This window comes from Baekduia alba, assembly GCF_028416635.1.
In the GTDB taxonomy this organism is placed as follows: Bacteria; Actinomycetota; Thermoleophilia; order Solirubrobacterales; family Solirubrobacteraceae; genus Baekduia; species Baekduia alba.
Genome location: NZ_CP114013.1, coordinates 1,096,705 through 1,118,182, shown reverse-complemented (window position 1 = coordinate 1,118,182; position 21,478 = coordinate 1,096,705). Strand labels below are relative to the sequence as shown.

Below are 21,478 nucleotides of genomic sequence, written 5' to 3'. Positions count from 1 at the left end.
GGGATCCCAGACATGCCCAACGTGCCCGCCGCCACGCAGGCGCTCGACGTCCTCGAGCTGCTCGCCCGCCACGTCTCCCCGCTGCCGGCCGCCGCCATCGCGCGCGACCTCGGCCTTCCGCGCTCGACGACCTACCATCTGCTCTCGGCGCTGCGCGACCGCGGCTTCGTCGTGCACCTGCCGGCCGAGCGCCGCTGGGGCCTGGGCGTCGCGGCGTTCGCGCTGGGCTCGGCCTACACGCGCCAGGAGCCGCTGCGCTGGATCGCGCAGACCGCGCTCGCCGACCTCGTGGCCAAGACCACGCACAACGGCCACTTCGCGATGCTCCACGGCGCCGACGTGCTCTACGTGATCGAGGAGCGCGCACCGGACCGGCCGAGCCTCGTCACCGAGGTCGGCGTCCGCCTCCCCGCGCACCTCACCGCCAGCGGCCTGGCGATGCTCGCGGCGCTGCCGGCCGAGCAGGTCAGGGCGCTGATCGGCGCGCGCGGGCCGCTCGTCCGCCGCCACGACGCGGGCCCGCGGACGCCGACCGAGCTGCGCCGGACGCTCGGGCAGGTGCGACAACAAGGCCACGCCGACGAGGACGGCTACGTCACGCCCGGCTTCGCCTCGGTCGCCGCGCCGGTCCTCGACCACGCCGGCCATCCGGTCGCGGCGATCGCGCTGACGTTCGGGACCGGCGACGTGGACGACGCGCAGCGCGCGACGCTGGCCGCCGCCGTCCGCGCCGCGGCCGCCGAGGTGGCCCGGCGCATCCACGGCCGGCCAGATTAGGCGGCCATCAACCCAATGACCTTGAGTCGGCGCGAGAGCGCCTGCATCGCGAACGCGCGCGTCTCCTCGACCGACACGCCGAACAGCGTCTCGGTGTCGTCGTCGGCGACGCCGTCCATGAACTTGGGCTTGAGCACGCCGTCGGCGACCGGCCCGACCTCGACCAGCGTCCGCTGGACCGCCTCGCCGTACTTCGGATCGCGCTGTGCCATGTGGCGCAGGAACCAGGCGCCGAACGCGACGTGGCGGTGCTCGTCGCGCGCGACGTTCGTGAAGCCCTCGACGAAGCCCGGCAGCGTTCCCTGCTGCTCGTTGTAGTCGATGATGAAGTGCTGGCCGGTAAGCGCCAGCATCCCCTCGACGATCATGTGGTAGATCGTCACGAACTCGACGGCGCACTCCAGGTCGTCGGGCGCGACCGCCAGCCGGTCGGCCTTCCCCTTCAGGATCTCGTCGAAGAGCACGGTGAACTCGGGGTTGACGTGTGCCGCGGTCTCCTCCAGGCGGGCCGCCAGCGAGTCGGACTCTAGGACGCCGACCTCGGAGTAGAAGCGGTCGAAGAACGCGACGTGGCGCGCCTCGTCGGCGATCTGGGTGGCGAGGAACATCCGCATGTCCTCGTCGGGCACCGCGCGCATGAGCGGCGCGAGCTCGGCCTCCACGCGCTGCTCGCCGATGAAGAACGACGACAGCCCGTACATGCGCTGGAAGCGCTCCTCCTCCGGGATCCGCTCGTGCCAGTCGATGCGGTCCTGGGTGAAGTCGATGTCCTGCGTCGCCCAGTGCTGGCGCTCCCACAGCAAGTACAGCTCGCGCGGCGACAGCAGCGTGGCGAGCCCGCGGTCCGCGCGCGCGTCCAGCGCCGGGTCGCTCGTCTGCTGGAAATCGTCGCGCTCCGTCCGGTGCTGCCCAGCCGCCTGATCGGTCATGGCGGGCGAGCCTACTCGGCAACTGGCTGGCTGGCCAGTCGAGCCCGCGGACCGCGCTAGGGGCCGGGGTCGCCGCCGTTGACGACGTGCAGCACGGTCCTGCCGCCGCCCGCGGTCGTCACGGCGTAGTCGCCGGGCTTCAGGCCCGACAGCGTCCTGGTCGCCCTGCCGCCCGCGGGCACGCTCAGCGTCCCGCCGCCCGGCGCGTCGATCGTGACCTTCTCGGCAGCGCCCTTGGCGGTCACCGCGACCTCGACCGACAGGAACGCCGGAACCGTCACGGTGGTCGGCGAGAGCGCGCCACCGTCGGTCGTCAGCGCGACCGGGACGCGCGTGGCCTCCTCGTCGCCGGCGCCGCCCTCGGCCTGCTCGCCGCCGGCGGGCGCGCCGCCGGTGTCGGGCGCGGTGGTGGTCCCGGTCCCGGCACCGGTCGGCTCGCCGCCGCCGGTGGGCTCGCCGGTCGTCGCCGTCGGGTTCGTGTCGGTCGACGTCGGCGGCGTTTCGGTCGTCGTCGTCGGCACGGTCGACGGCTCGACCGCGGTGGTCGGCTCCTGCACGACCGTCGCCGTCGACGCGTCGTCGTCGCCGCACGCCGCCGCGCCCACGCTCAGCAGGGCGGCGGCAGCAACTCCTACGACAACGCGCCGGGACCTCACTGGCCGATCGAGAACATCGCGTCGAGGTCGTGCTCGGAGAAGACCTCGAAGGCGACCATCGTCTGCGTCCGGCCCACGCCGTCCAGCTTCACCAGCTGGCCGGTGATGACCTCTGCCAGCTGCTCGTGGCGCGGAACGCGGACGATCGCCACGAAGTCCCACTCACCGGTGACCGAGTACGCCTCGGCCACGCCGTCCAGGCCGGCGAGCGCGCCGCCGAGCGTCTGGAGCGCGTCGCGCTCCGCCTCGACGAGGACGACCGCGGTGGTCACAGCGCGTGCGTCGCGCCGGGCTCGAGCACGACGACCTCGGCGTAGCCGGCGTTCTGCACGTCGGACTTGTACGCCTGCACGTCGGTCTCGATCGGCGGGAACGTGTCGTAGTGGCACGGGATGATCTGGTCGGCCTTCAGGAAGTCGGCCGCGACCACCGCGTCGAAGCGGTCCATCGTGAAGTGCCCGCCGATCGGGACGAGCGCCACGTCGATGTGCCCGCGCTTGGACGGCAGCGCCAGATCGCTGAACAGCCCCGTGTCGCCGAGGTGGTAGATCCGCTTGCCGCCGATCTCGATCACGAGGCCGGCCGGCGTGCTGGTCGTGCCGCTCGGCGACGTGCCCGTGTGCCAGGCCGGCGTCAGGCGGACCGAGACCCAGTCGAGGTCGACGGTGCCGCCGATGTTGGGGTTGAAGACAGACGCGACGCCGCCCTCCTCCAGCTCGTGCGCGAGCTCGACGATCGCGACGACCGGCGCGCCCGTGCGCTTGGCGATCGCGACGGTGTCGCCGAGGTGGTCGCCGTGGGCGTGCGTGAGGAAGATCGCGTCGGCGGCGACCTCGTCGGCTGTCGCCGCGGCCTTCGGGTTCCCGGTGAGGAACGGGTCGACGAGGACGGTCTTGCCGTCGTGCTCGATCGAGAAGGCCGCGTGGCCCAGGAACGTGATCTTCGGCATCTAGCTCTCCTGCGTGTCGTCGGTGTCCGGCTCGTAGAGCCCGCGTGCCAGCTCCAGCCCCACCGCGACGCCGACGAGCATGCTCAGGCGCGTCTCCTCGGCGATGAGGACGCGGATCGCGGAGAGGCGCTCGTCGCCCTCGGCCGCGCTGGCCACGCCGGTGATCTGCGCCTCGTGGGCCTCGCCGAACCAGCCGCCGGCGTCCAGGGCCTCGTTGAGGACGCGCTGGAGCCCGGGGGCGGCGTGGGTGACGATCTCCTGCGAGTGGACGAACCGCTCGGGCTCGTCGGACAGCGCCGCCACGGCGGCGTCGACCTGCTCGGCGGTGAAGCGACGGGCGGGCACGAAGCCCACACTAGCGAGCGTGGAGCGGTGCGGTCCGACTAGCGCGTGGTGTCGGCGCCGCGCAGGAGCATCAGGCCCGCCAGAGCGCCGAGGACCAGCCCGCTGAACGTCGCGACCGCGCTGGCGAAGGGCGTGACCGCCGGCATCAGCGCCACGACCGCCGCGATCACCGCGGTGCCGAGCAGGTCGCCGTCGTGCTCGACCCCGTTGCGCGCCCGCACGATGTCGGGCAGCGCCCAGGCCGCGAGCATGCCCAGCGCCGCGCCCGGGGCACCGAAGACGTAGGCGTTGCTCCCGACGGCGGTCGCGATCGCGTCGCCGCCGATCCCGCAGGCCAGGAACAGCGCGACGACCAGCACCGGGCCGTGGCGCAGCTCCAGCCGCCATCCGTAGACGCCGATGGCCAGCAGCACGGCCAGCTGGTACCAGGCGTTCGGGTAGATGAACGGCGCGACGGCGATCTTCCACTGGTCGCTGGCGAAGTCGGTCAGGCCGAGGTCCACGCGCGCGACGAACGGCAGGACGAGGAAGCCGACGAGCGACAGCGCGAGGATCAGGATCGTCGCGCGAGGCTTGCCGAAGGCGTCGCCGCGGATGCCCGGGATCTCGCCCGTGCGCAGCGGCGTGAGCGTCGGACGCGGCACCCGGCGCGCCGCGCGCGGCGACGCGTCCCCCGACCTGCGGTCGATCTTCGGGGCACGCTTTCGCAACCGGGTGCCGCAGTACGGGCACTCGGTGATGTACGGGCTGACCTCAGACCCGCACTTCTTGCAAACCACGAACAGGTCGGGCGTCCCGGCCATCTCCATCCGATTCTAGGCCCCCGCGACTCCAGTCGGCGGCGACCGCGCCGATCACCTGATCGTGCGGCGCCTGCGTGACTTCCAGATCGTCGGTCTCGGCGTGTCCGGCGAGGACGCGACGTGCCGTGTCGTCGCGGTCGACGGCGGCCAGGCGGTGCTCGAGCCGCGATCGCCCGACGAGGTCGCCGCGCTCGTCCTCCCGGCCCCCGCGACGCTGGCCTTCGACACCGGCCGCCACCCGATCCTGCTGACCGGGAACGCGGACGCCGGGCCGATCCCGGACACGGTGCGCTTCTGGGTGACCGACGACGTCGGCGTCCGCCCGCTGCGCCTGCGGCCGCGGCTGAAGGCCGACCTGTCGGTCCGGATCACGCCCACCGACCAGGCCGGCGAGCGCACCGCGTTCGCCCAGGACTACGCGACGACCGACGTCAGCGCCGGCGGGATCGCGGTCGCGGGCCTGGACCTCGAACGTGGCGCATGGGTGCGCGTCGACCTGGCGGTGCCGGGCCTGGAGAGCGCGCCGGTGGCCTGCCGCGGGCGCGTCGTGCGCCGGATCGCGGCGGAGGGTGTGGTGACCGCGGTCGCGTTCGCCGACCTGGACCCGCTGGTCGCGACCGCGCTGGACCGGTTGATCTTCGCGGTGCGGCAGCGCGTGGCGCGGCAGGCGTTCGTGCAGCGCGCGGCGTAGGAGGCGGGCGGCGGCGGGCGCTGGTGGTCCCAGTGCGGCGCGCTGGGCGCCACCAACGCCGGCACTCCCGCCCCCCAGCCTCAGAACTCCGTGTCCCCGTTGCCGCTCGTCGCGGAGACGATCTCGGCCATGACCTCGCGGAGGTCGTGGTTGGCCTCGTAGACCACCACCTGGCGCTTGGCCCCGTTCCCGCGGGCCAGCAGGTCGTCGATGCCTTCCAGCTCGCTCGCGCTCCCGAGGTCCTGCGCGTGCCCGCGCAGGCGGTCGAGCAGCCGCTGGGCCAGCGCCTTGGTCGCGATGCGCTCGTTGGACGGCAGGTCGACGAGCTCGCCGTCCAGCCCGTGGCGGGCGGCCAGCCAGCGGTTCTCGTCGAGCATCTGCCACGGGTACTCGCCGAGGTGCTGGCCGGAGTCGAAGTGGTCGCAGAGCTCCTTGACCATCGCCTGGATCAGGGCGGCGAGGCCGAGCGTGTGCTCGACGCGGGTCTGGGCGTCGCAGGCGCGGATCTCGACGGTCCCGAGCTTGGGGTGCGGCCGCACGTCGTACCAGAGGTAGGTGTAGTCCTCCATGACGCCGCTGGACACCATGAACTCGATCTGGCGCTCGTAGTCGGCCCAGTCGCGGTAGCTCGGCGGCACGCCGACGCGCGGGAACGCGCGGAAGATCGGCAGGCGCGTGGACGCCATGCCCGTGCCGTCGCCGCGCCAGAACGGCGAGTTGGCCGACAGCGCCAGCAGCACCGGCAGGTGGACGCGCATCCCGTTGGCGACGTGGATCGCCTTGTCGGCGTCGTCGACGCCGACGTGGACGTGCAGGCCGAAGATCAGCTCCTGGCGCGCGACGAAGCGCAGCGCGTTGACCAGCTCGCGGTAGCGCAGGCGCGAGGCGATCCGCTGGTCCTCCCACAGCGCGAACGGATGCGTTCCAGCCGAGCCGATCGTGAGGCCGCGCAGGGCCGCGGTGTCGTGGACCTGCCGGCGCAGCGCACGCAGCTGGATGGCCGCCTCGGCGGTGTTGGCGGCCGGGCGCGTCGCGATCTCGAGCACCGACTCCATCAGCTCGGGCTTGATGTCGCCCGCGGCCGTCGCGGGCGCGGCCGTGCGGGCGTCCTCGAGCAGGGTCTCGATCGCGTTGACGAGCTCGAACGAGCTGCCGTCCACGATCATCAGCTCCTCCTCGATGCCGATCGTGTAGCTCGGCCCGGTGAAAGCGTGATCCACGGGCGGGACCCTACCCGGGTGCCAGGGGTACGATCAGGCTCAGGTACACGGAACAGGAGATTGCTGATGCCTCTGGGCTATGACGGGAAGCTGTACATCCTCGCGTTCGACCACCGGGGGTCCTTCCAGAAGAAGATGTTCGGGATCGCGGGCGATCCGACGCCGGAGGAGACCGCCACGATCGCCGACGCCAAGCACCTCATCTACGAGGGCATGGTCAAGGCCGTCGAGAAGAGCGACGTGCACCCCGACACGCTCGGCGTGCTGGTCGACGAGCAGTTCGGCGCCCCCAAGAGCATCCAAGGCGACGCGAAGGCCGCTGGTCTGAAGCTCGCGATGCCGGTCGAGAAGTCCGGCCAGGACATGTTCGACTTCGAGTACGGCGACGCGTTCGGCGAGCACATCCTGAAGTTCGACCCGGACTTCTCCAAGGTGCTGGTCCGCTACAACCCGGACCACGACGCCGAGGAGAACCGCGTCCAGCTCGGCAAGCTCAAGACGCTGGCCGACTGGCTGCACGAGAACGACCGCCTGTTCCTCTTCGAGCTGCTCGTCCCGGCCGAGCCGGCGCAGCTGGAGTCCGTCGGCGGCGACGCCGACCGCTACGACGCCGAGCTGCGGCCCGAGCTGATGCGCAAGGCGATCGAGGCGATCCAGGACTTCGGCATCGAGGTCGACATCTGGAAGATCGAGGGCGTCGACGAGCAGTCCGACGCCGAGATGCTGGCCAAGCAGACGCGCTCCGGCGAAGGCCGCGAGAACGTGGTCTGCGTGCTGCTGGGTCGTGGCGCGTCGGATGCCAAGGTCGACCAGTGGCTCCAGGCCGCCGCGCCGGTCGACGGCTTCATCGGGTTCGCCATCGGACGCTCGATCTGGTGGGACGCCCTGAAGGGCTTCCTCGACGGCTCGGTCTCGCGCGAGGACGCGCAGGACAAGATCGCCGACAACTACCTGCGGTTCATCCAGGTCTACGAGGCCGCGGAGCAGGGCGCGGGGGTCGCGTAGCCGCCGCGCAGGCTTCGCAGCGATTCTGCAACGACGCACCCGTCGTGCCCGGCCTTCGGCTTAGGGTCCGGCGGGTGCGTCGCCTTGTGCCCTGGATCCTGATCGTCGTGCTGGCCGTCGGCTACCGCTACGCGCGGACCCACGTCGACAACGGCGGCCACGACGCGCCCGTCTCGACCGTCGCGCACGTGGTCCGGGCCGTCGACGGCGACACGCTCGTCGTCACCTTCGACCGCGGCGGCTCCGAAGAGCGCGTGCGCTACATCGGCGTCGACACGCCCGAGACGGTCAAGCCGAACACGCCGGTGCAGTGCTTCGGCAAGAAGGCGTCGGCGTTCAACCACACGCTGGTCGACGGGCACGACGTCCGGCTGCGGTACGACGCGGAGCGGCGCGACCGCTACGGCCGTCTGCTCGCCTACGTCTACCGCGCCGACGACGGTCTGTTCGTCAACGCCGCGCTGGTCCGCGGCGGATACGCGACGACCCTGACGATCCCGCCGAACGTGCGGTTCGCGGCGCGGTTCCGAGACCTCGCGGAAGGCGCTCGACGGGCCGGCCGAGGGTTATGGAGCGCGTGTGAGCGATAGCCTTGCCGGGCCGATGCGCATGCGTGAGAGCCTCGCCCAGCTGGAACGGGCGTTCGTCGACGAGATCGAGCAGGACCGCGCGAAGGCGGAGCGTCTCCGCCGCGAGGCTGAACGACGCACGCGTCAGCGTCAGCTGGCCAAGACCCACAAGCGCGGGTCGATGCGCTTCGGCCTGCTGTACCTGATCCTCGTCGCCACGGCCGTCCTCGTGACGGTCGCGATGTTCGAGACGCTGTATTACGTGATGGGGTGATCGCCCGGAGGGCGATTCCCTCGCGAAGAACCGCCTGGCGGCGATCTTCGCGAGCCGGGAGCTACTCGGCGGCGGTGCCGAGCTTGCGGAGGGCCTCGTCGACCTCGCCGCGCACGGTGGCGCCTTCCGCAGGCGCCTCGACCGCGCCGTTGCGCTCCTGCTGGATCTCCAGGTAGACCTCTTTGCGGAAGACGGGGATGTCTCGCGGGGCCTGGATCCCGATGCGCACCTTCTCGCCCATGATGGACAACACGGAGACTTCGATGTCGTCTCCGATCATGATGCTCTGGTTGGACTTTCGTGTCAGTACGAGCATGGTTGGACGCCTCCCAACGTCCCTGCCACCGGGCGTTCGAGTCTCGCAGGGCCCTTGCCCACATGCAAGCTGGCCGAAACGGTCAATTTGCTGGAACGTCGTCCCGAGGCGAACCTTGCCCCAAAAGCCTGTGCGAAGTCGCATGCTGGTGGTCGGGCATCGGACGGAAGTCTCACGCACCGACCCGACGTACCGCCCGGACTCTCGACTAGGATGGCGACCTTCGCATGGCCAGACGATCGCTCCGCCCTCATCTGAACCAGATCCGTACCTGGGTGCGCCAGGGGCGCACCGATGCATGGGTCGCGCACCAGCTGGAGGTCACCGTCCAGCAGATCGAAGCCTTCAAGAAGGAGAACGATCTGCTGCCCGACGGCGAGACCGCTGAGACCCCCGGCGTCGACTTCGACGACGAGATCGATCTCCGCGCCGAAGACGACGCGCTGATCGCAGCGGAGCTCGAGGCCGAGGCGGCGCGGAAGGCCGAGGAAGGTGAGGCCGAAGACGAGCCCGCCTCCGAGGACGACGACGCGCCCAAGCGCCGGCGAGGTCGCCGCGGCGGCCGCGGCCGGGCGCGGACGAAGAGGGCCGCGGCCTACGAGGGCACCTTCGAGCACGGCGACGAGGGCTACGGGCTCTGGCTCGACCCCGCGATCGCCGACGACGGCGTCTACGCCGAGCACTGGGCCGGGCACCGCCAGGTCGAGGTGACGGTCGACGCCGATCAGATCGTCATCAAGCGCGTCGGCGACGACGTCGCGGACGACGACAACGTCGACGAGTAGCCGCCTGAGGCCGTGACCTCGCCGCTCGAGCGCGCGTTCGCGTTCGAGCGCGCGATGCATGGCGCGGTCGGGCGCGTGGTCAGCGCCGCGTGGGGCCAGGCGTTCCTCGCGCCCGAGATCGAGCGCTGCTACGACCGCAACCTGCTGTGGGTCGTGGGCGACGGCGACGGGCTCTCGGCCGAGACCCTGGACGCGCACGCGCAGCGGCTGCTCGGCGGCCACGGGATGACGCACCGGCGGATGCTGGTCGAGCCGGCGGCCGACGCGCGGCTGCGCGACGGGCTGGTGGCGCTGGGCTACGACGCCGGGGCGCACCTGTTCATGGTGCACGACGGTGGCGCGGTCGAAGCGCCGGCCGTCACGGTGGAGGAGGTCGGCGTCGACCTGGTCCAGACCGCGAACGAGCGCTACCTGCTGACGGATCCGGACACCGACTACGGCCGCGATCCGATGACCCGCGAGCACCTGCTGGCCCATCACCGCGAGTACGGGTCGACGGGCGGCGCCGAGCGCCGGTTCGCGGTCGTCGTCGCCGGCGCGGTCGCCGCCTGGGCACGCCTGTGGCGCCGGGGCGACGAGGCGCAGATCGAGGACGTCGTGTGCCTGGCGGCGTTCCGCGGCCGCGGCTACGGACGCGCCGTCGTCGCGGCGGCCGCCCGGGCGGCGCTGGCCGAGGGCGCCTCGCTGCTGTTCATCGTCGCCGACGACGAGGACTGGCCGAAGGACCTCTACGGCCGGCTCGGCTTCGCGCCAGCGGGGACGCTGGGCGTCTACCAGCGCTTCGTGCCGCGCTGACCTAGCTGTGTCGTTGCGCGAGACGGTCCGGGCGATCGGCCCCGCGCAACAACCGATCTAGTCCGCCGGGCGCGGGTCCAGGCGGCGGCCGCCGGCGTAGTCCGAGGCTTCGCGGACGTAGCGGCCGAAGGCGGCGTCGGCGGTCGTGCGGGCGTCCCAGGTCCACGGCGCGCCGGGTGCGACCGTGTAGGCGATGTCGGTGCACCAGCCGGTGCCCTGGTCGTAGAGCGCGACGAGCTCGTCGATCGTGAACCGCCCGCCGAGGCGCCGGCGCAACTCCGCGAGGATCCGCTCGACGACGCGATCCATCGCCAGGCGCTCGTCCGGAAGCGTCTCGCGCACCCGGCGCTCACCTTCCCGCCACTGGAACAGCGCGCTCTCGAAATCGGACATCGCCGCCAGGCTAGCGAGCCCACGACGGCGCTTCCCGGGTCAGCGATCGCCGGGCAGGCCCTTGACGATGAACGGCCGCTCGCCGGGCTTGACGAGCCCCAGGCGCCGCGCCTCGCGCTCCATCGTGCCGGGGCTCTGCAGCGCCTTGCGGCGCGCCCTGAGGCGGTCGTTCTCGGCCTGCAGCGTGCGGACCTCGCCACGCTTGGCCTTCGCGTCGCGGTAGGTCGAGAAGAACGAGATCGACGGCCCGACGTACAGCGCGACGACCCCGAGCAACACCATCAACAGCGCGACCCGCCCGACCCGATCCCACCTGATCGCCCTCCCGCCACCCGCGACCACGCGCGGCCGCTGCTGCGGGCGGCTGTCCGTGGAGGGTCGGTTGCGCGCGTGCGCCGCGGACTGGCGGGCTGGGGACATCTTTGGAGCGGTTCGCGCCCTCCACGCGGGTTCCTGCCCATGCAGGCGCATGTACGAGATGTGGGCGCGAGAGACGGGCTGGTGAGGCCGGACCACCTCGACGGCGCGTCGCGACTCGGACCGCGGACGCTGCACACACCGCGTGCGTTGCCGGAAGCGACCGGGGCCGTCTCAGCCAGGAGCAGGAGCGCCGCGGAAGCGCCGCCCGCGGCCGACTGCCACCGCCGCCGAGACGCCCGTGCCGAGGGGCGACGGGGATGGCGGGCGCTGCAGCGCCAGACGCGTGTGCCGGCTAGGAGCGGAACACCGAGCGGCCCGGGTAGGTCGCGTCCGTGCCGAGGGCTTCTTCGATGCGCAGCAGCTGGTTGTACTTCGCCACGCGGTCGGAGCGGGAGGGTGCGCCGGTCTTGATCTGGCCGCAGCCGGTCGCGACCGCGAGGTCGGCGATCGTCACGTCCTCGGTCTCGCCGGAGCGGTGGGACATCACCGCGGTGTAGCCGGCCTCGCGGGCCATGCCGATCGCGGCGAGCGTCTCGGTCAGCGTGCCGATCTGGTTGACCTTGATGAGGATCGAGTTCGCGACGCCCGCGTCGATGCCGCGCTTGAGCCGCTCCACGTTGGTGACGAAGAGGTCGTCGCCGACGAGCTGGACCGTCGCGCCGATCTCGTCGGTCAGCGCCTTCCAGCCGTCCCAGTCCTCCTCGTCCATGCCGTCCTCGATGGACAAGATGGGGTACTTGCCGGCCAGCTCGCCCCAGTACGCGGCGAGCTCCGCGGCGCTGAGCTGGCGGCCCTCGTGCTCCAGGTCGTAGACGCCGCCGGAGTAGATCTCCGACGTCGCCGGATCCAGCGCGATCGCGATGTCGTCGCCCGGCCGGTAGCCCGCGGCCTCGATCCCGGCGACGAGCAGCTCCAGCGCCGCCTCGTTGGACTCCAGGTTCGGCGCGAAGCCGCCCTCGTCGCCCACGGTCGTCCCGAGGCCCTTGTCGTGCAGCGTCTTCTTCAGCGCGTGGAAGACCTCGGCGCCGTAGCGCAGCCCTTCGGAGAACGAGCCCGCGCCGACGGGCACGATCATGAACTCCTGGAAGTCCACGCTGTTGTCCGCGTGCGCGCCGCCGTTCAGGACGTTCATCATCGGCACCGGCAGCACGTGCGCGCCCTCGCCGCCGAGGTAGCGCCACAGCGGCAGCGACTCCTCGGCCGCGGCCGCGTGCGCCGCGGCCAGCGACACGCCCAGGATCGCGTTCGCGCCCAGCCGGGACTTGTTCGGCGTCCCGTCCAGCTCGATCAGCCGGCCGTCGAGCGCCTCCTGGTCGGACGCGTCGACGCCCGCGACGGCCTCGGCGATCTCACCGTTGACGTGGCCCACGGCCTTCGTCACGCCCTTGCCCAGGTACTCCGAGCCGCCGTCGCGCAGCTCGGTCGCCTCGAACTCACCGGTCGACGCGCCGGACGGCACCGCGGCGCGGCCGACGGCGCCGGACCGCAGGGCGAGCTCGACCTCGACGGTCGGGTTCCCTCGCGAGTCGAGGATCTGGCGGGCGTGGACGCGTTCGATGGCGCTCATGTCTTCGGGTCGTCCTGTTCTTCTCGGAGTCGGGCCTGCGCGTAGTAGGTGATCTGGCGACCGGTGTCGAGGTCGTTCCAGGACGCGCCGTCGGCTTCCGCGAGCCGCTCGGCGGCCTCGACGCGCGCGCGAAACCTATCGGCCGAGGACCGCACGGCGAGCTCCGGGTCGACCTTGAGCTTGCGCGCGACGTTCACGGCTGCGAACAGCAGATCCCCGACGGCCTCGAACCGCGCGTCGGGATCGTCGACCCCGCCGGCGGCCTCGACCGCCTCCAGTTGGCCCAGCACGGCCCCGTACGGCACCTCTTCGAGGTCGAACCCGGACGTCGCGGCGCGCCGCTGGACCTTGCGCGCGTACGTGGGCCCCGGCAGGTTCTCCGGCACCTCGCCGAAGATCCCCGGCTCGCGCCCCGCCTCGGTGGCCTTGATCGCGTCCCAGTTGCGCAGCACCTCCCCCGCGTGCTCGACTTCGACGTCGCCGAAGATGTGCGGGTGGCGCCGGATGAGCTTCTGGCGCACGTGCTCGGCCACGTCGGCGAGCGACCCCGCGCCGCGCTCCTCGAGCAGCAGCGAGAGGAAGTGCACCTGGAAGAGCACGTCGCCGAGCTCGTCCAGCAGCTTGCCGTCGTCGCGCCGCCAGGCGGCGTCCGCGAGCTCGTAGGCCTCCTCGAGCGTGTGCGGGACGATCGTGCGCTCGTCCTGCTCGCGATCCCACGGGCACTCGACCCGCAGCTTCCGCGTCAGCTCGTCGAGCGCCTGTACGGCCGCGGCGGCGTCCGCGGCGGGGTCTGGTGACGACACCCCTCGCAACCTAGCGGCCCGCGCCCTGCGCGGCGGGCGTCGCGAAGGGCGACACCCGCCGCAGGCGGCCTGCAGCTACTTCGTGGTCGTCGTGCCGTCAGCCGGCGCGGTCTGCGTCTGCGGCTGCGGCGTGGCGGCGGTCGCCGTCGTCGCGGCCTTCTTCGGCGCGTTCTTGCAGTCGGTCGTCACGTAGCCCTTGCGGCAGTCCGTGCGGTCCTTCCACTTGCTCTGGAAGCTCTTGGAGAACGCGTCGATCTTGCCCTGCTGCTGCTGGCTGACGAGCAGCTGCTTGATCGAGTCCTTGGACTGATCCAGCGTCTGCTGCGAGCCCGGCGTGATCTTCGTGACCTCGAAGACGTAGTAGCCGAACTGCGTCTTGACCGGGCCGACGATCTTGTTCTTCGACGCCTTGAACGTCGCGTCGTCCAGCGCCTTCTCCTGCTGGCCCTTGGGGACCGCGGCGAGGAGGCCGCCGTTGTCGCGCGTGCCCTGGTCGATCGAGTACTTCGCCGCCACCGACTTGAAGGACTGGCCGGCCTCGAGCGCCGCCTTGGCCTTGTTGGCCTGGGCCTCGGTCTTGGTCAGCACGATGCGCAGGTCGCGCTTCTCGGGCTGCGCGAACTTCGCCTTGTTCTTGTTGTAGTAGTCGGCGATCTGCGCGCTGGAGACCTTGTCGGTCCCCTCGAGGATCTTGGTGCGCAGCTTGTTCGTCAGGTCCTGGACCTTGATGCGGTAGAGCAGGTCCTCCTGGACGTAGCCGGAGCTCTTCAGGAACGCGGCGTAGTCCTTGTCCTTCGGGAAGCTCTGCTGACGCTGCTTGTCGAAGTCCTTCTTGACGTCGGTGTCGGAGATCTTGACGCCGCGGTCGCTGGACTCGCCCTCGATCCACGCGGACGTGATCAGGAACTGCATGACCTGGTCGCGCAGCGCGTTGTACTCCTGCGCGCACTGCGACTTGTAGGTCGCGTCGGTCGGGTTCGGCTGACCCTTCGCCGGCTTGGTCGCCGTCTTCTTCTTGTTGGCGATGCACTTCGTGTAGTTCGGCGGGTCCGGAAGGACCGCGGCGCCGGTCGCACCGGTCTGCTGCTGCTGCGACGTCGCGGCGACGTTCAGCCAGTGGTCGAACGTGGACGTCTTGATCGTGTCGCCTCCGATGTCGACCACGGCGTTGCCGGGGACCCCGCTGTCACCGCAGGCGGAGAGAGCGAGAGGAAGCACGAAAAAGGCGCCCAAGAGCGCCGCATACCGACGAGGCGATGTCATAGCGCGCCGGAAGCTACCAGGGTCCGTATGAACGGGACCTTAAACCTGTGTCCAATACGCACACCTCCGTGTGCCAGGCGGCAGGGGCCTGACGCCCTAAGCGGCTTCCGTGGACACGGCGAGCAGCGCGTCCGCCGCCGCGACGACCGCTGGGAAGCGCTCTTCGGGTGCCTTGGGAACCGTGACCGAGAGCTGCGAGCGACCAGGTTCGTAGGTGGACTGCGGCAGCGCCTCCTTCAACCGCTTGGCCCGCTCGGCGTCGAGGTCGACCGGCGTCACGGCGAGGCGATCGCCCCGGAACGAGACCGCCCGCGCGCCCGCCTGGCCGAGCTTGATGCGCGCCTGCTGGAGCGCGAGCAGGTTCAGCAGCGGCACCGGGATCTCGCCGAAGCGGTCCTCGAGCTCGTCGCGCAGCACGGCCAGGTCGGCGACCTCGCGCGCGCCCGCGATGCGGCGATGGACGTCGATCTTGGCCTGCTCGTAGGCGATGTAGTCGGCCGGGATGTAAGCGTCGACGTTGACGTCGAGGCGGACCGGCTCGCGCAGATCCTCCTCGTCGCCGCCCTCGGCCGCCTCGGCCACCGCCTCGTCGAGCATCTGCATGTACAGCTCGAAGCCGAGCGCCGCCACGTGCCCGGACTGCTCGTCGCCGAGCAGGTTGCCGGCGCCGCGGATCTCCAGGTCGCGCATCGCGATCTTGAAGCCCGCGCCGAGCTCGGTGTAGTCGCTCAGCGCGCTCATGCGCTTCATCGCCTCCTCGGTCAGCGCGGCGTGCGCCGGGTACAGGAGGTAGGCGTAGGCGCGCTCGCGGGACCGGCCGACGCGCCCGCGGATCTGGTAGAGCTGAGCGAGTCCGAACATGTCGGAGCGCTCCACGATCAACGTGTTCGCCTGGGGGATGTCGATGCCCGACTCGATGATCGACGTCGCCACCAGGACGTCGGCCTCGCCGCGCAGGAACGACATCATGCGCTTCTCGAGCTCCTTCTCGTCGAGCTGGCCGTGGGCCACCTCGAAGGTCACGCCCGGGCAGAGGCCGCGCAGGCGCTCGGCGGTCTCGTCGATCGAGTCCACGCGGTTGTGCACGAAGAACGCCTGGCCCTTGCGGGCCTTCTCGCGCATGATCGCGCCCTTGACGAGCTCCTCGTCGTACTCCCCGACGTAGGTCTTGACCGGCCGGCGGCCCTCCGGCGGCGTCTCGATGACCGAGATGTCGCGGATGCCCGCCATCGACATCTGCAGCGTGCGCGGGATCGGCGTCGCGCTCATCGCGATGACGTCGACCTTGAGCTTGAGCTGGCGCAGCAGCTCCTTCTGCTTGACGCCGAAGCGCTGCTCCTCGTCGACGATGATCAACCCGATGTCCTTGCCCCGCATGTCGCGGCCGAGCAGGCGGTGGGTGCCGATGAGGATGTCGACGCGCCCCTCGTTGAAGGCCTTGACGACCTCCTTCTGGTCCTTGGGCGTCCGGAAGCGGGAGACGTGGTCGACGGTGAAGGGGTAGTCCTTCAGCCGCTCGGCGAAGTTGCCGAAGTGCTGCTGGGCGAGGATCGTCGTCGGCGCGAGGACCAGGACCTGCTTGCCGTCGTCGGCCGCCTTGAACGCGGCGCGCAGCGCGACCTCGGTCTTGCCGTAGCCGACGTCGCCGCAGATCAGGCGGTCCATCGGCGTCGAGCGCTCCATGTCGGCCTTGACGACCTCGATCGCCTCGCGCTGGTCGGCGGTCTCGGTGTAGGGGAACTTCTCCTCGAACTCGCGCAGCCACTCGGAGTCCTCGGGATAGGAGTGCCCGGCGCGCTTGCGGCGCTCGGCGTAGAGGTTGAGCAGCTCGCCGGCGAGCTCCTGCGCCGCGCGGCGGGCGCGGGCCTTCATCGTCTCCCACGCCTTGCCGCCGAGCTTGCTCAGCGTGGGGGCGCCCGAGCCGGCTCCCAAGTACCGGGAGATCTTCGCGAGCTGCTCGACCGGCATGTAGACCTTGTCGCTGCCGGCGAACTCGAGCTGGAGGTAGTCGCGGGTGACGTTGGCCACCGTCTTGGTCTCGAAGCCCGCGAAGCGCGCGACACCGTGGTCCTCGTGGACGACGTGCTCGCCGGTGCGCAGGTCCGAGAACGAGCGCAGCGCGCCGCGGCGGCGGGCGCGGCCGGCGGCCTGCGCGTCGTCGCGCTCGGCGCGCTTGCGGCGGAAGAGGCGGTGCTCCGGGATGACGGCGATGCGCGAGCCGCCGGCGATGAAGCCGTCGCGCAGCGACGCGACCGCGAAGCGCAGGTCGCCCGGCTCCGCGGTCTCCGTGCCGTCGCCCTCGAGCCAGTGGGCCTTGAGGCGGGCCAGGTTGTAGGCCGTGCGCTCGCCGGCGCCGCGCTGCGGCCACGTGACGACCGTGCGGTAGCCGGAGCGGACCTGCTTCTCCAGCTGCGGCTCGGCTTCGCGCAGCGACCGCGCGGCGAGCTCGGCGGCCTGGGCGCGGAACTCGAACGGCTGGTCGCCGGCCAGGGCGCTCAGCCGCGCGTGGGCGCGCGCGTCGAGCGCGCCCTGGACGTCCTCGGGCTTGACGTAAAGGTCGTGGGCGTCGGTCGCGTGGAAGGCCGCGCAGACGTCCTGCCAGTGGTCGGCGAGCACGTTGCCGATCTCGGCCTCCTCGGCCAGGACGATGGCGGCGCCGGCCGGCGCGAGGTCCAGGAACGCGTGGAACTGGTCGACGGGCAGCAGCTCGGCCACGTCGGGGCGGTCCTCGACGTCGCTGACCGCGGCGATCTCGGCCGCTTCGCGGTGCTCGACCGCCAGCTCGGCGGCGGGCGCGATCTCCAGCTCGGCCAGCTCCTGCAGCGAGCGCTGCGTGAACGTCGAGAACTCGCGCAGCGTCTCGATCTCGATGTCGAAGAGGTCGACGCGGACCGCGTGGTCGGCGGTGGCCGGGAAGACGTCGAGGATGCCGCCGCGGATCGCGAATTGGCCGCGGTCGTCGACCTGGTCGACGCGCTCGTAACCGGCGGCGACGAGATCGGCGGAGACCTCGTCGAGGTCCATCAGGTCGCCGACGCGCAGCCAGAACGACTTCGGGCGCAGCGAGGGATCGGGGACCTTCTCGCTCAGCGCGACGGCGGAGACGACGACGACCGGCGGCTCGGCGTCCGTGTCCTCGCCGGCGCGCTCGAAGTCCAACAGCGCGTCGAGCGCGGCGACGCGCAGGCCGACGAGGTGCGGCGGCGGCGCGAGGTGCGACTCGTACGCGACGCCGCGGCTCGGGTAGTAGCGCACAGGGCGCGGGGCGAGCCAATGGCGCAGGTCGGCCGCGAGGTCGCGCGCCTGGCGGTCGTCGGCGGCGACGACCAGCGCGGGCTTGCCGGCCATCGGCCCGTCGAGGCCGTCGAGCAGCGCGCCGATGACGAACGGGCGGTAGGAGGCCGAGACGAACGCGCGCCCGCCCTCGTGCGCGAAGCGCGGGGCGTTGGGGTCGTCGGCGAAGTGCGTGAGGAGGGGGCGAAGCGACATGTAGGCATGCGCAGCGACCGCGCTGGGTGCGCGGCCGGGTGCTCGGCCCCATAGTAGTCGCGCCCGGTAGCGGGCCCGTTACAGGGTTCCGGCGCCGCCGCCCTCGCTCGATCCGCCGAAGCTCGGGCCCGCGAGCTCCTGGAGCCACCAGAGGTTGTCGAGCTCGCCCAAGAGGTTGGTCTGGACCATGCCCTCCCCCTCGTCGGCGAGCGTGATGACCCGGCCGCTGGCCGAGCGCGTGGCCAGGACCGCCCGGCGCGCGCCGTCGGTCCAGACGCCGATGCGGCCGATCGGCGCCGGACCGCCGGAGCCGGCCATGGCCACGGTCTGGCGACCGAGGCGCTTGACCGCGTCCGCGGTCTGCCGGTAGGCCTGACCGCCCGGCGCGGCGAGCTTGCTCGCCGATGGCTCGGCGGCGAGCAGCACGGTCACCGCAAGCGCGTCCCGCGCCCAGCGCAGACCGGCGGCCGTCGGCGCCGCGACGGCCACCCCGACGCCGTCGTCGACGATCAGGCACGCGTCGGTCTTCGCGTGCCCGGACAGCGGGATCACGACTCGCCCGCCACGGCGGGGCACGCGCGCTACGCCGGAACGCTCGGCGCTGCTCGAGAGGTCCGGGAAGACGAACGCCGGCGGGCGCGCGAAGCAGAGCGCGGCCACCCGCCGGCCGGCGATCGCCCGGAACGCCGAGGCCGAGCGGCCCGTGAAGCGCACCACGAGCCGGCCGCCGTGGAGGGCGGCGCGGACGCCGTCGCCGGGCTGCTGGGCGCGGTCCTCGCGATAGCGGAGCTTGCCCTCGTCCGCGTCCTTCGTCGCGTCGAGCAGCTCGATGCCGCCGAGGAACTCGTCGTTGTCCGCCACCACGATCGGCCCGGCGTTCACGCGCAGCATGCCGTCGCCGAGGTCTTGCAACACGAACCGGTTCCCAGCCTTGCCCAGCGTCGCAACGGTCGCGCGCCTGCCGTCGGTCCAGTAGCCGAGCGGGCCGGCGACCGGCGGCGTCGCGTCGGCCGAGGCGAGCGCGACGACGCCGCTCAGGGCCGACGCCGGCCGGTAGCCGTTGGCGCCGTGGGCTTCGGTGAGCAGCGCGCTGAGCGCGGCGGCCACCGCAGCGCGCTCCAACCACACGTCGCCGTTCGGGGTCAGCGCGACGCGGGCGACCGGCACGGTCTCCTCGAAGCTCGGATCGATCCTCCGCAAGCGTTCGACCGTGCAGCCGTCGACCGCGCCGACCGGGCGTGGAACCCCGTTCGTGCTGTCGGCGCTCAGCGGCACGTGGACGACGCCGTCGGCGCCGAGCGCCGCGCGCCCGGACGTGGGGCTCCGGCCGCCCTCGTCGTCCCCGACCGTAAGCGCGAGCGCGAGCGCCGGCGGAGGCGGCTCGACGGCGCACTCGATCGTGACGTCCTGGCCGGCCTTCAGGTGGGCGGCGGCCAACGCGGCGGGCGTGAAGCGCACGTCGACGGTATCGCCGCCGCGGGTCGCCGTGACCCCGTCGTCCGGGCCGAGCAGCCGCGCGGCCTGGGCGCTTCCGGGCACGACGCCCAGAAGGGCGATCGCAGTGATGAAGAGTCCGGATCGGAAGCGCATGGGCGCGCGGGATCGTACTGGCCGGCGCGCCCGGCCGGCGCGATGCCGCGGGCTCGGGGCGCTTCGACCGGGCCCGATCAACCGCCCGCGATGCGACTGCTCGCGCGCTGACAGCCCAGGCCGTCGGACAGCGCGTACGCCGTCTGGTGGACGGCGTCGACCAGGACGGTCCTGCGGTAGTCGGTGGTCAACGAACCCGTCGTCTCCCCACCCGGGTCGTTGGGGTTGTAGGCGTCGCTCGAGCCGCCGGTGACGGCCAGGCCGTCGGGCTGGCAGCTCACGCCCTGGTAGGCGTTGATGGCCTTCAGCGACCCGTCGCCGTACAACTTCTTGACGGCGGCGTCGAGGTCCCACGAGGCGTAGAACAACGGGTTGCCTGAAGGCCGGACCGCCGGTGCGCCGACGACGACGACGTACGTGCCCTTCGCGGGGTGCGGCACGGCCAGCGCGACCGTGTCGAGCACGCCGCGCGACGCGGCGTAGTCGCCGGCCCAGACGCGCTGCTCGGCGTGCAACGCTCGCTCGTGCGTGACGAACATGCCCGCCGCGTACAGCAGCCCGACGGCCAGCGCCGCCGGCACCCAGCGCCGCCGCAGCGACAACAGCGCCGAGGCCAGCACCATCACCGCCGCGTAGCCGAGCAGGAGCGTCGGCGCCGTCGGCAGGCTGTTGATGCGGTTGGACGTCCCGACCCCGTTCGGCAGGTAGTACGCGTCGCCTGGCACGAAGACGACGTAGGCCGCGGCGACGTAGACCAGCGCGACGACGAGCACGACCGCCCAGAGGCAGATCGCGTCGACCTGAGCGCCCGCGATCCGCTTGCGCGCGCGCAGCGCGAGGCACACGAGACCCACCGCGAGGGCCACCAACGTGAGCACGCCGGCCGCGTGGCTCGGGAACCATCCCGGGGCGACCGCGCCGTCGTACGCCTTCCAGAACTCACGCGCGATCGCCCGCGCGTGGTCCAGGCTCGCGCTGAGGGAGTGCGTCGGGCGTGGCGTCTGCGTCGCCGACCAGGCCAGGGCCGCGGCGCTCACCGCGAGGTCCGCGCCCCAGCGGCGGAGCGCGCGCCCCGGCGGAGCGGCCGTGAGGTAGACGAGGATCCCAGCGCCGACGAACCCGGCCGTCACCTCGTACGACAAGATCGACAACGCGTACAGCACACCGGCGCCCACGTGCCGGCGCAGCGCCCTGCCCCGATCTTGCGTGTCGAACGCGCTGAGGGCCAGCAACAGGCCCGCGAGGTAGAGCGCGCCGGCGAAGCGGATCGTCGCGCCCGAGATCCACAGCACGCCGGCGTCGCCGAACGTCGACACGAGCACGAGCGCCGCGACGGCGAACGCGTGGGGCGACGGGATGCCGCGCACGCGCAAGAGCTGGAAGAGCAGCCCGACGAACACGGTGCTGACGGCCACGCTCCATATGAGCTGCGCGGTGATGTGCCAGCCCAGCGGCGCGACGACCAACGCGTTGTAGGCGACCAGCACGGGCCGCCACGACAAGACGCTCCATAGGTCGCTCACGCCCGCCCAGAAGCCGCCGCCGTCGGCCCGGTTGGCGATCATCGACGAGGTGACGGCCCAGTCATCGTCGAAGAGCCCGCCGTGCCGGACGTACCAGGCGTAGCTGACCACGGCGACCAGGACGAGGCCGAGCAGGCCGAGCAGCAGCGTCGCCCGGGAGGACGGCGGCCAGAGCCTCCGGCGCGAGGGAGCGGACTCGGACGGCACACGCGGCGACGGCGGCGCTCGCTTGACCTGCGCGGTGGCCATGGCCGCGAGTGTGCCAGCGGCGTTCGCGCACGTGGAAACGGCCCGTGCCGGCTGGCAGGCTCAGCCG

The 21,478-nt window shown here is 72.0% G+C and carries 23 protein-coding genes; 7 read left to right on the top strand and 16 right to left on the bottom strand.

Annotated elements, in window-relative coordinates; genetic code table 11:
* Nucleotides 1-12 precede the first annotated feature (12 nt).
* The gene (locus DSM104299_RS05565) at nt 13-777 is read left to right on the top strand and encodes an IclR family transcriptional regulator (protein ID WP_272476296.1); all 765 of its coding nucleotides are present in this window, start codon (nt 13-15) and stop codon (nt 775-777) included.
* Here DSM104299_RS05565 and DSM104299_RS05560 read toward each other — a convergent pair.
* Genes DSM104299_RS05560 through DSM104299_RS05535 form a run of 6 tightly spaced genes read right to left on the bottom strand, consistent with a single transcriptional unit; the run spans nt 774 to nt 4,459 of the window.
* The gene (locus DSM104299_RS05560; RefSeq protein WP_272476295.1) at nt 774-1,706 is read right to left on the bottom strand and encodes a ribonucleotide-diphosphate reductase subunit beta; all 933 of its coding nucleotides are present in this window, start codon (nt 1,704-1,706) and stop codon (nt 774-776) included. The genes DSM104299_RS05565 and DSM104299_RS05560 overlap by 4 nt on opposite strands.
* A gap of 56 nt (nt 1,707-1,762) precedes the next feature.
* Nucleotides 1,763-2,362, bottom strand: a complete 600-nt coding sequence (locus DSM104299_RS05555; RefSeq protein WP_272476294.1) for a hypothetical protein — start codon at nt 2,360-2,362, stop codon at nt 1,763-1,765.
* Nucleotides 2,359-2,634 carry an Lrp/AsnC family transcriptional regulator gene (locus DSM104299_RS05550; RefSeq protein WP_272476293.1) on the bottom strand — a complete coding sequence of 92 codons (276 nt, stop codon included), beginning with the start codon at nt 2,632-2,634 and terminating at the stop codon, nt 2,359-2,361. The genes DSM104299_RS05555 and DSM104299_RS05550 overlap by 4 nt, the downstream gene beginning before the upstream one ends.
* Complete coding sequence (locus tag DSM104299_RS05545; protein ID WP_272476292.1) at nt 2,631-3,311, bottom strand: metal-dependent hydrolase; 681 nt, start codon at nt 3,309-3,311, stop codon at nt 2,631-2,633. The genes DSM104299_RS05550 and DSM104299_RS05545 overlap by 4 nt, the downstream gene beginning before the upstream one ends.
* Complete coding sequence (locus DSM104299_RS05540) at nt 3,312-3,656, bottom strand: hypothetical protein (RefSeq protein WP_272476291.1); 345 nt, start codon at nt 3,654-3,656, stop codon at nt 3,312-3,314. It abuts the gene before it with no gap.
* Nucleotides 3,657-3,694: 38 nt separating this feature from the next.
* Entirely contained in the window at nt 3,695-4,459 is a 765-nt protein-coding gene (locus tag DSM104299_RS05535) for a rhomboid family intramembrane serine protease (protein ID WP_272476290.1), read from the bottom strand.
* Nucleotides 4,460-4,520: 61 nt separating this feature from the next.
* On the opposite strand from DSM104299_RS05535, the gene DSM104299_RS05530 reads away from it, so the two are divergent.
* The gene (locus tag DSM104299_RS05530; protein ID WP_272476289.1) at nt 4,521-5,150 is read left to right on the top strand and encodes a PilZ domain-containing protein; all 630 of its coding nucleotides are present in this window, start codon (nt 4,521-4,523) and stop codon (nt 5,148-5,150) included.
* A gap of 80 nt (nt 5,151-5,230) precedes the next feature.
* Here the strand turns inward: DSM104299_RS05530 and DSM104299_RS05525 are convergent, their stop codons facing one another.
* On the bottom strand, nt 5,231-6,370 hold the full coding sequence (locus tag DSM104299_RS05525) for a carboxylate-amine ligase (protein WP_272476288.1): 1,140 nt from the start codon (nt 6,368-6,370) through the stop codon (nt 5,231-5,233).
* Nucleotides 6,371-6,436: 66 nt separating this feature from the next.
* On the opposite strand from DSM104299_RS05525, the gene DSM104299_RS05520 reads away from it, so the two are divergent.
* From DSM104299_RS05520 to DSM104299_RS05510, 3 genes are all read left to right on the top strand, one after another.
* Complete coding sequence (locus tag DSM104299_RS05520) at nt 6,437-7,375, top strand: 2-deoxy-5-keto-D-gluconate 6-phosphate aldolase domain-containing protein (protein ID WP_272476287.1); 939 nt, start codon at nt 6,437-6,439, stop codon at nt 7,373-7,375.
* 74 nt (nt 7,376-7,449) lie between these two features.
* Nucleotides 7,450-7,965 carry a thermonuclease family protein gene (locus DSM104299_RS05515; protein ID WP_272476286.1) on the top strand — a complete coding sequence of 172 codons (516 nt, stop codon included), beginning with the start codon at nt 7,450-7,452 and terminating at the stop codon, nt 7,963-7,965.
* 13 nt (nt 7,966-7,978) lie between these two features.
* On the top strand, nt 7,979-8,218 hold the full coding sequence (locus DSM104299_RS05510) for a hypothetical protein (protein ID WP_272476285.1): 240 nt from the start codon (nt 7,979-7,981) through the stop codon (nt 8,216-8,218).
* Nucleotides 8,219-8,279: 61 nt separating this feature from the next.
* On the opposite strand, the gene csrA is transcribed toward DSM104299_RS05510, so the two are convergent.
* Nucleotides 8,280-8,534 carry a carbon storage regulator CsrA gene (gene csrA, locus DSM104299_RS05505; RefSeq protein WP_272476284.1) on the bottom strand — a complete coding sequence of 85 codons (255 nt, stop codon included), beginning with the start codon at nt 8,532-8,534 and terminating at the stop codon, nt 8,280-8,282.
* A gap of 227 nt (nt 8,535-8,761) precedes the next feature.
* Here csrA and DSM104299_RS05500 point away from each other — a divergent pair, with 227 nt between their 5' ends.
* Both DSM104299_RS05500 and DSM104299_RS05495 read left to right on the top strand, forming a co-directional pair.
* Nucleotides 8,762-9,319 carry a hypothetical protein gene (locus DSM104299_RS05500; protein ID WP_272476283.1) on the top strand — a complete coding sequence of 186 codons (558 nt, stop codon included), beginning with the start codon at nt 8,762-8,764 and terminating at the stop codon, nt 9,317-9,319.
* A 12-nt stretch (nt 9,320-9,331) separates the two neighbouring features.
* Nucleotides 9,332-10,114, top strand: a complete 783-nt coding sequence (locus DSM104299_RS05495; protein ID WP_272476282.1) for a GNAT family N-acetyltransferase — start codon at nt 9,332-9,334, stop codon at nt 10,112-10,114.
* A 57-nt stretch (nt 10,115-10,171) separates the two neighbouring features.
* Here DSM104299_RS05495 and DSM104299_RS05490 read toward each other — a convergent pair whose 3' ends face one another.
* The 8 genes from DSM104299_RS05490 to DSM104299_RS05455 form a co-directional block, all read right to left on the bottom strand.
* A complete protein-coding gene (locus DSM104299_RS05490; RefSeq protein ID WP_272476281.1) occupies nt 10,172-10,507 on the bottom strand; it encodes a hypothetical protein in 336 nt (111 codons plus the stop codon).
* A gap of 39 nt (nt 10,508-10,546) precedes the next feature.
* A complete protein-coding gene (locus DSM104299_RS05485; RefSeq protein ID WP_272476280.1) occupies nt 10,547-10,927 on the bottom strand; it encodes an FtsB family cell division protein in 381 nt (126 codons plus the stop codon).
* A 292-nt stretch (nt 10,928-11,219) separates the two neighbouring features.
* On the bottom strand, nt 11,220-12,494 hold the full coding sequence (eno, locus tag DSM104299_RS05480; RefSeq protein WP_272476279.1) for a phosphopyruvate hydratase: 1,275 nt from the start codon (nt 12,492-12,494) through the stop codon (nt 11,220-11,222).
* Complete coding sequence (gene mazG / locus DSM104299_RS05475; protein ID WP_272476278.1) at nt 12,491-13,297, bottom strand: nucleoside triphosphate pyrophosphohydrolase; 807 nt, start codon at nt 13,295-13,297, stop codon at nt 12,491-12,493. The genes eno and mazG overlap by 4 nt, the downstream gene beginning before the upstream one ends.
* A 75-nt stretch (nt 13,298-13,372) precedes the next feature.
* Nucleotides 13,373-14,515: a peptidyl-prolyl cis-trans isomerase gene (locus DSM104299_RS05470; protein ID WP_272476277.1), complete on the bottom strand. Its 1,143-nt coding sequence runs from the start codon at nt 14,513-14,515 to the stop codon at nt 13,373-13,375.
* 141 nt (nt 14,516-14,656) lie between these two features.
* Nucleotides 14,657-18,049 carry a transcription-repair coupling factor gene (gene mfd, locus DSM104299_RS05465; RefSeq protein WP_272476276.1) on the bottom strand — a complete coding sequence of 1,131 codons (3,393 nt, stop codon included), beginning with the start codon at nt 18,047-18,049 and terminating at the stop codon, nt 14,657-14,659.
* 78 nt (nt 18,050-18,127) lie between these two features.
* The gene (locus tag DSM104299_RS05460; RefSeq protein ID WP_272476275.1) at nt 18,128-19,639 is read right to left on the bottom strand and encodes a hypothetical protein; all 1,512 of its coding nucleotides are present in this window, start codon (nt 19,637-19,639) and stop codon (nt 18,128-18,130) included.
* 77 nt (nt 19,640-19,716) lie between these two features.
* Nucleotides 19,717-21,411: a hypothetical protein gene (locus DSM104299_RS05455; protein ID WP_272476274.1), complete on the bottom strand. Its 1,695-nt coding sequence runs from the start codon at nt 21,409-21,411 to the stop codon at nt 19,717-19,719.
* Nucleotides 21,412-21,478 lie beyond the last annotated feature (67 nt).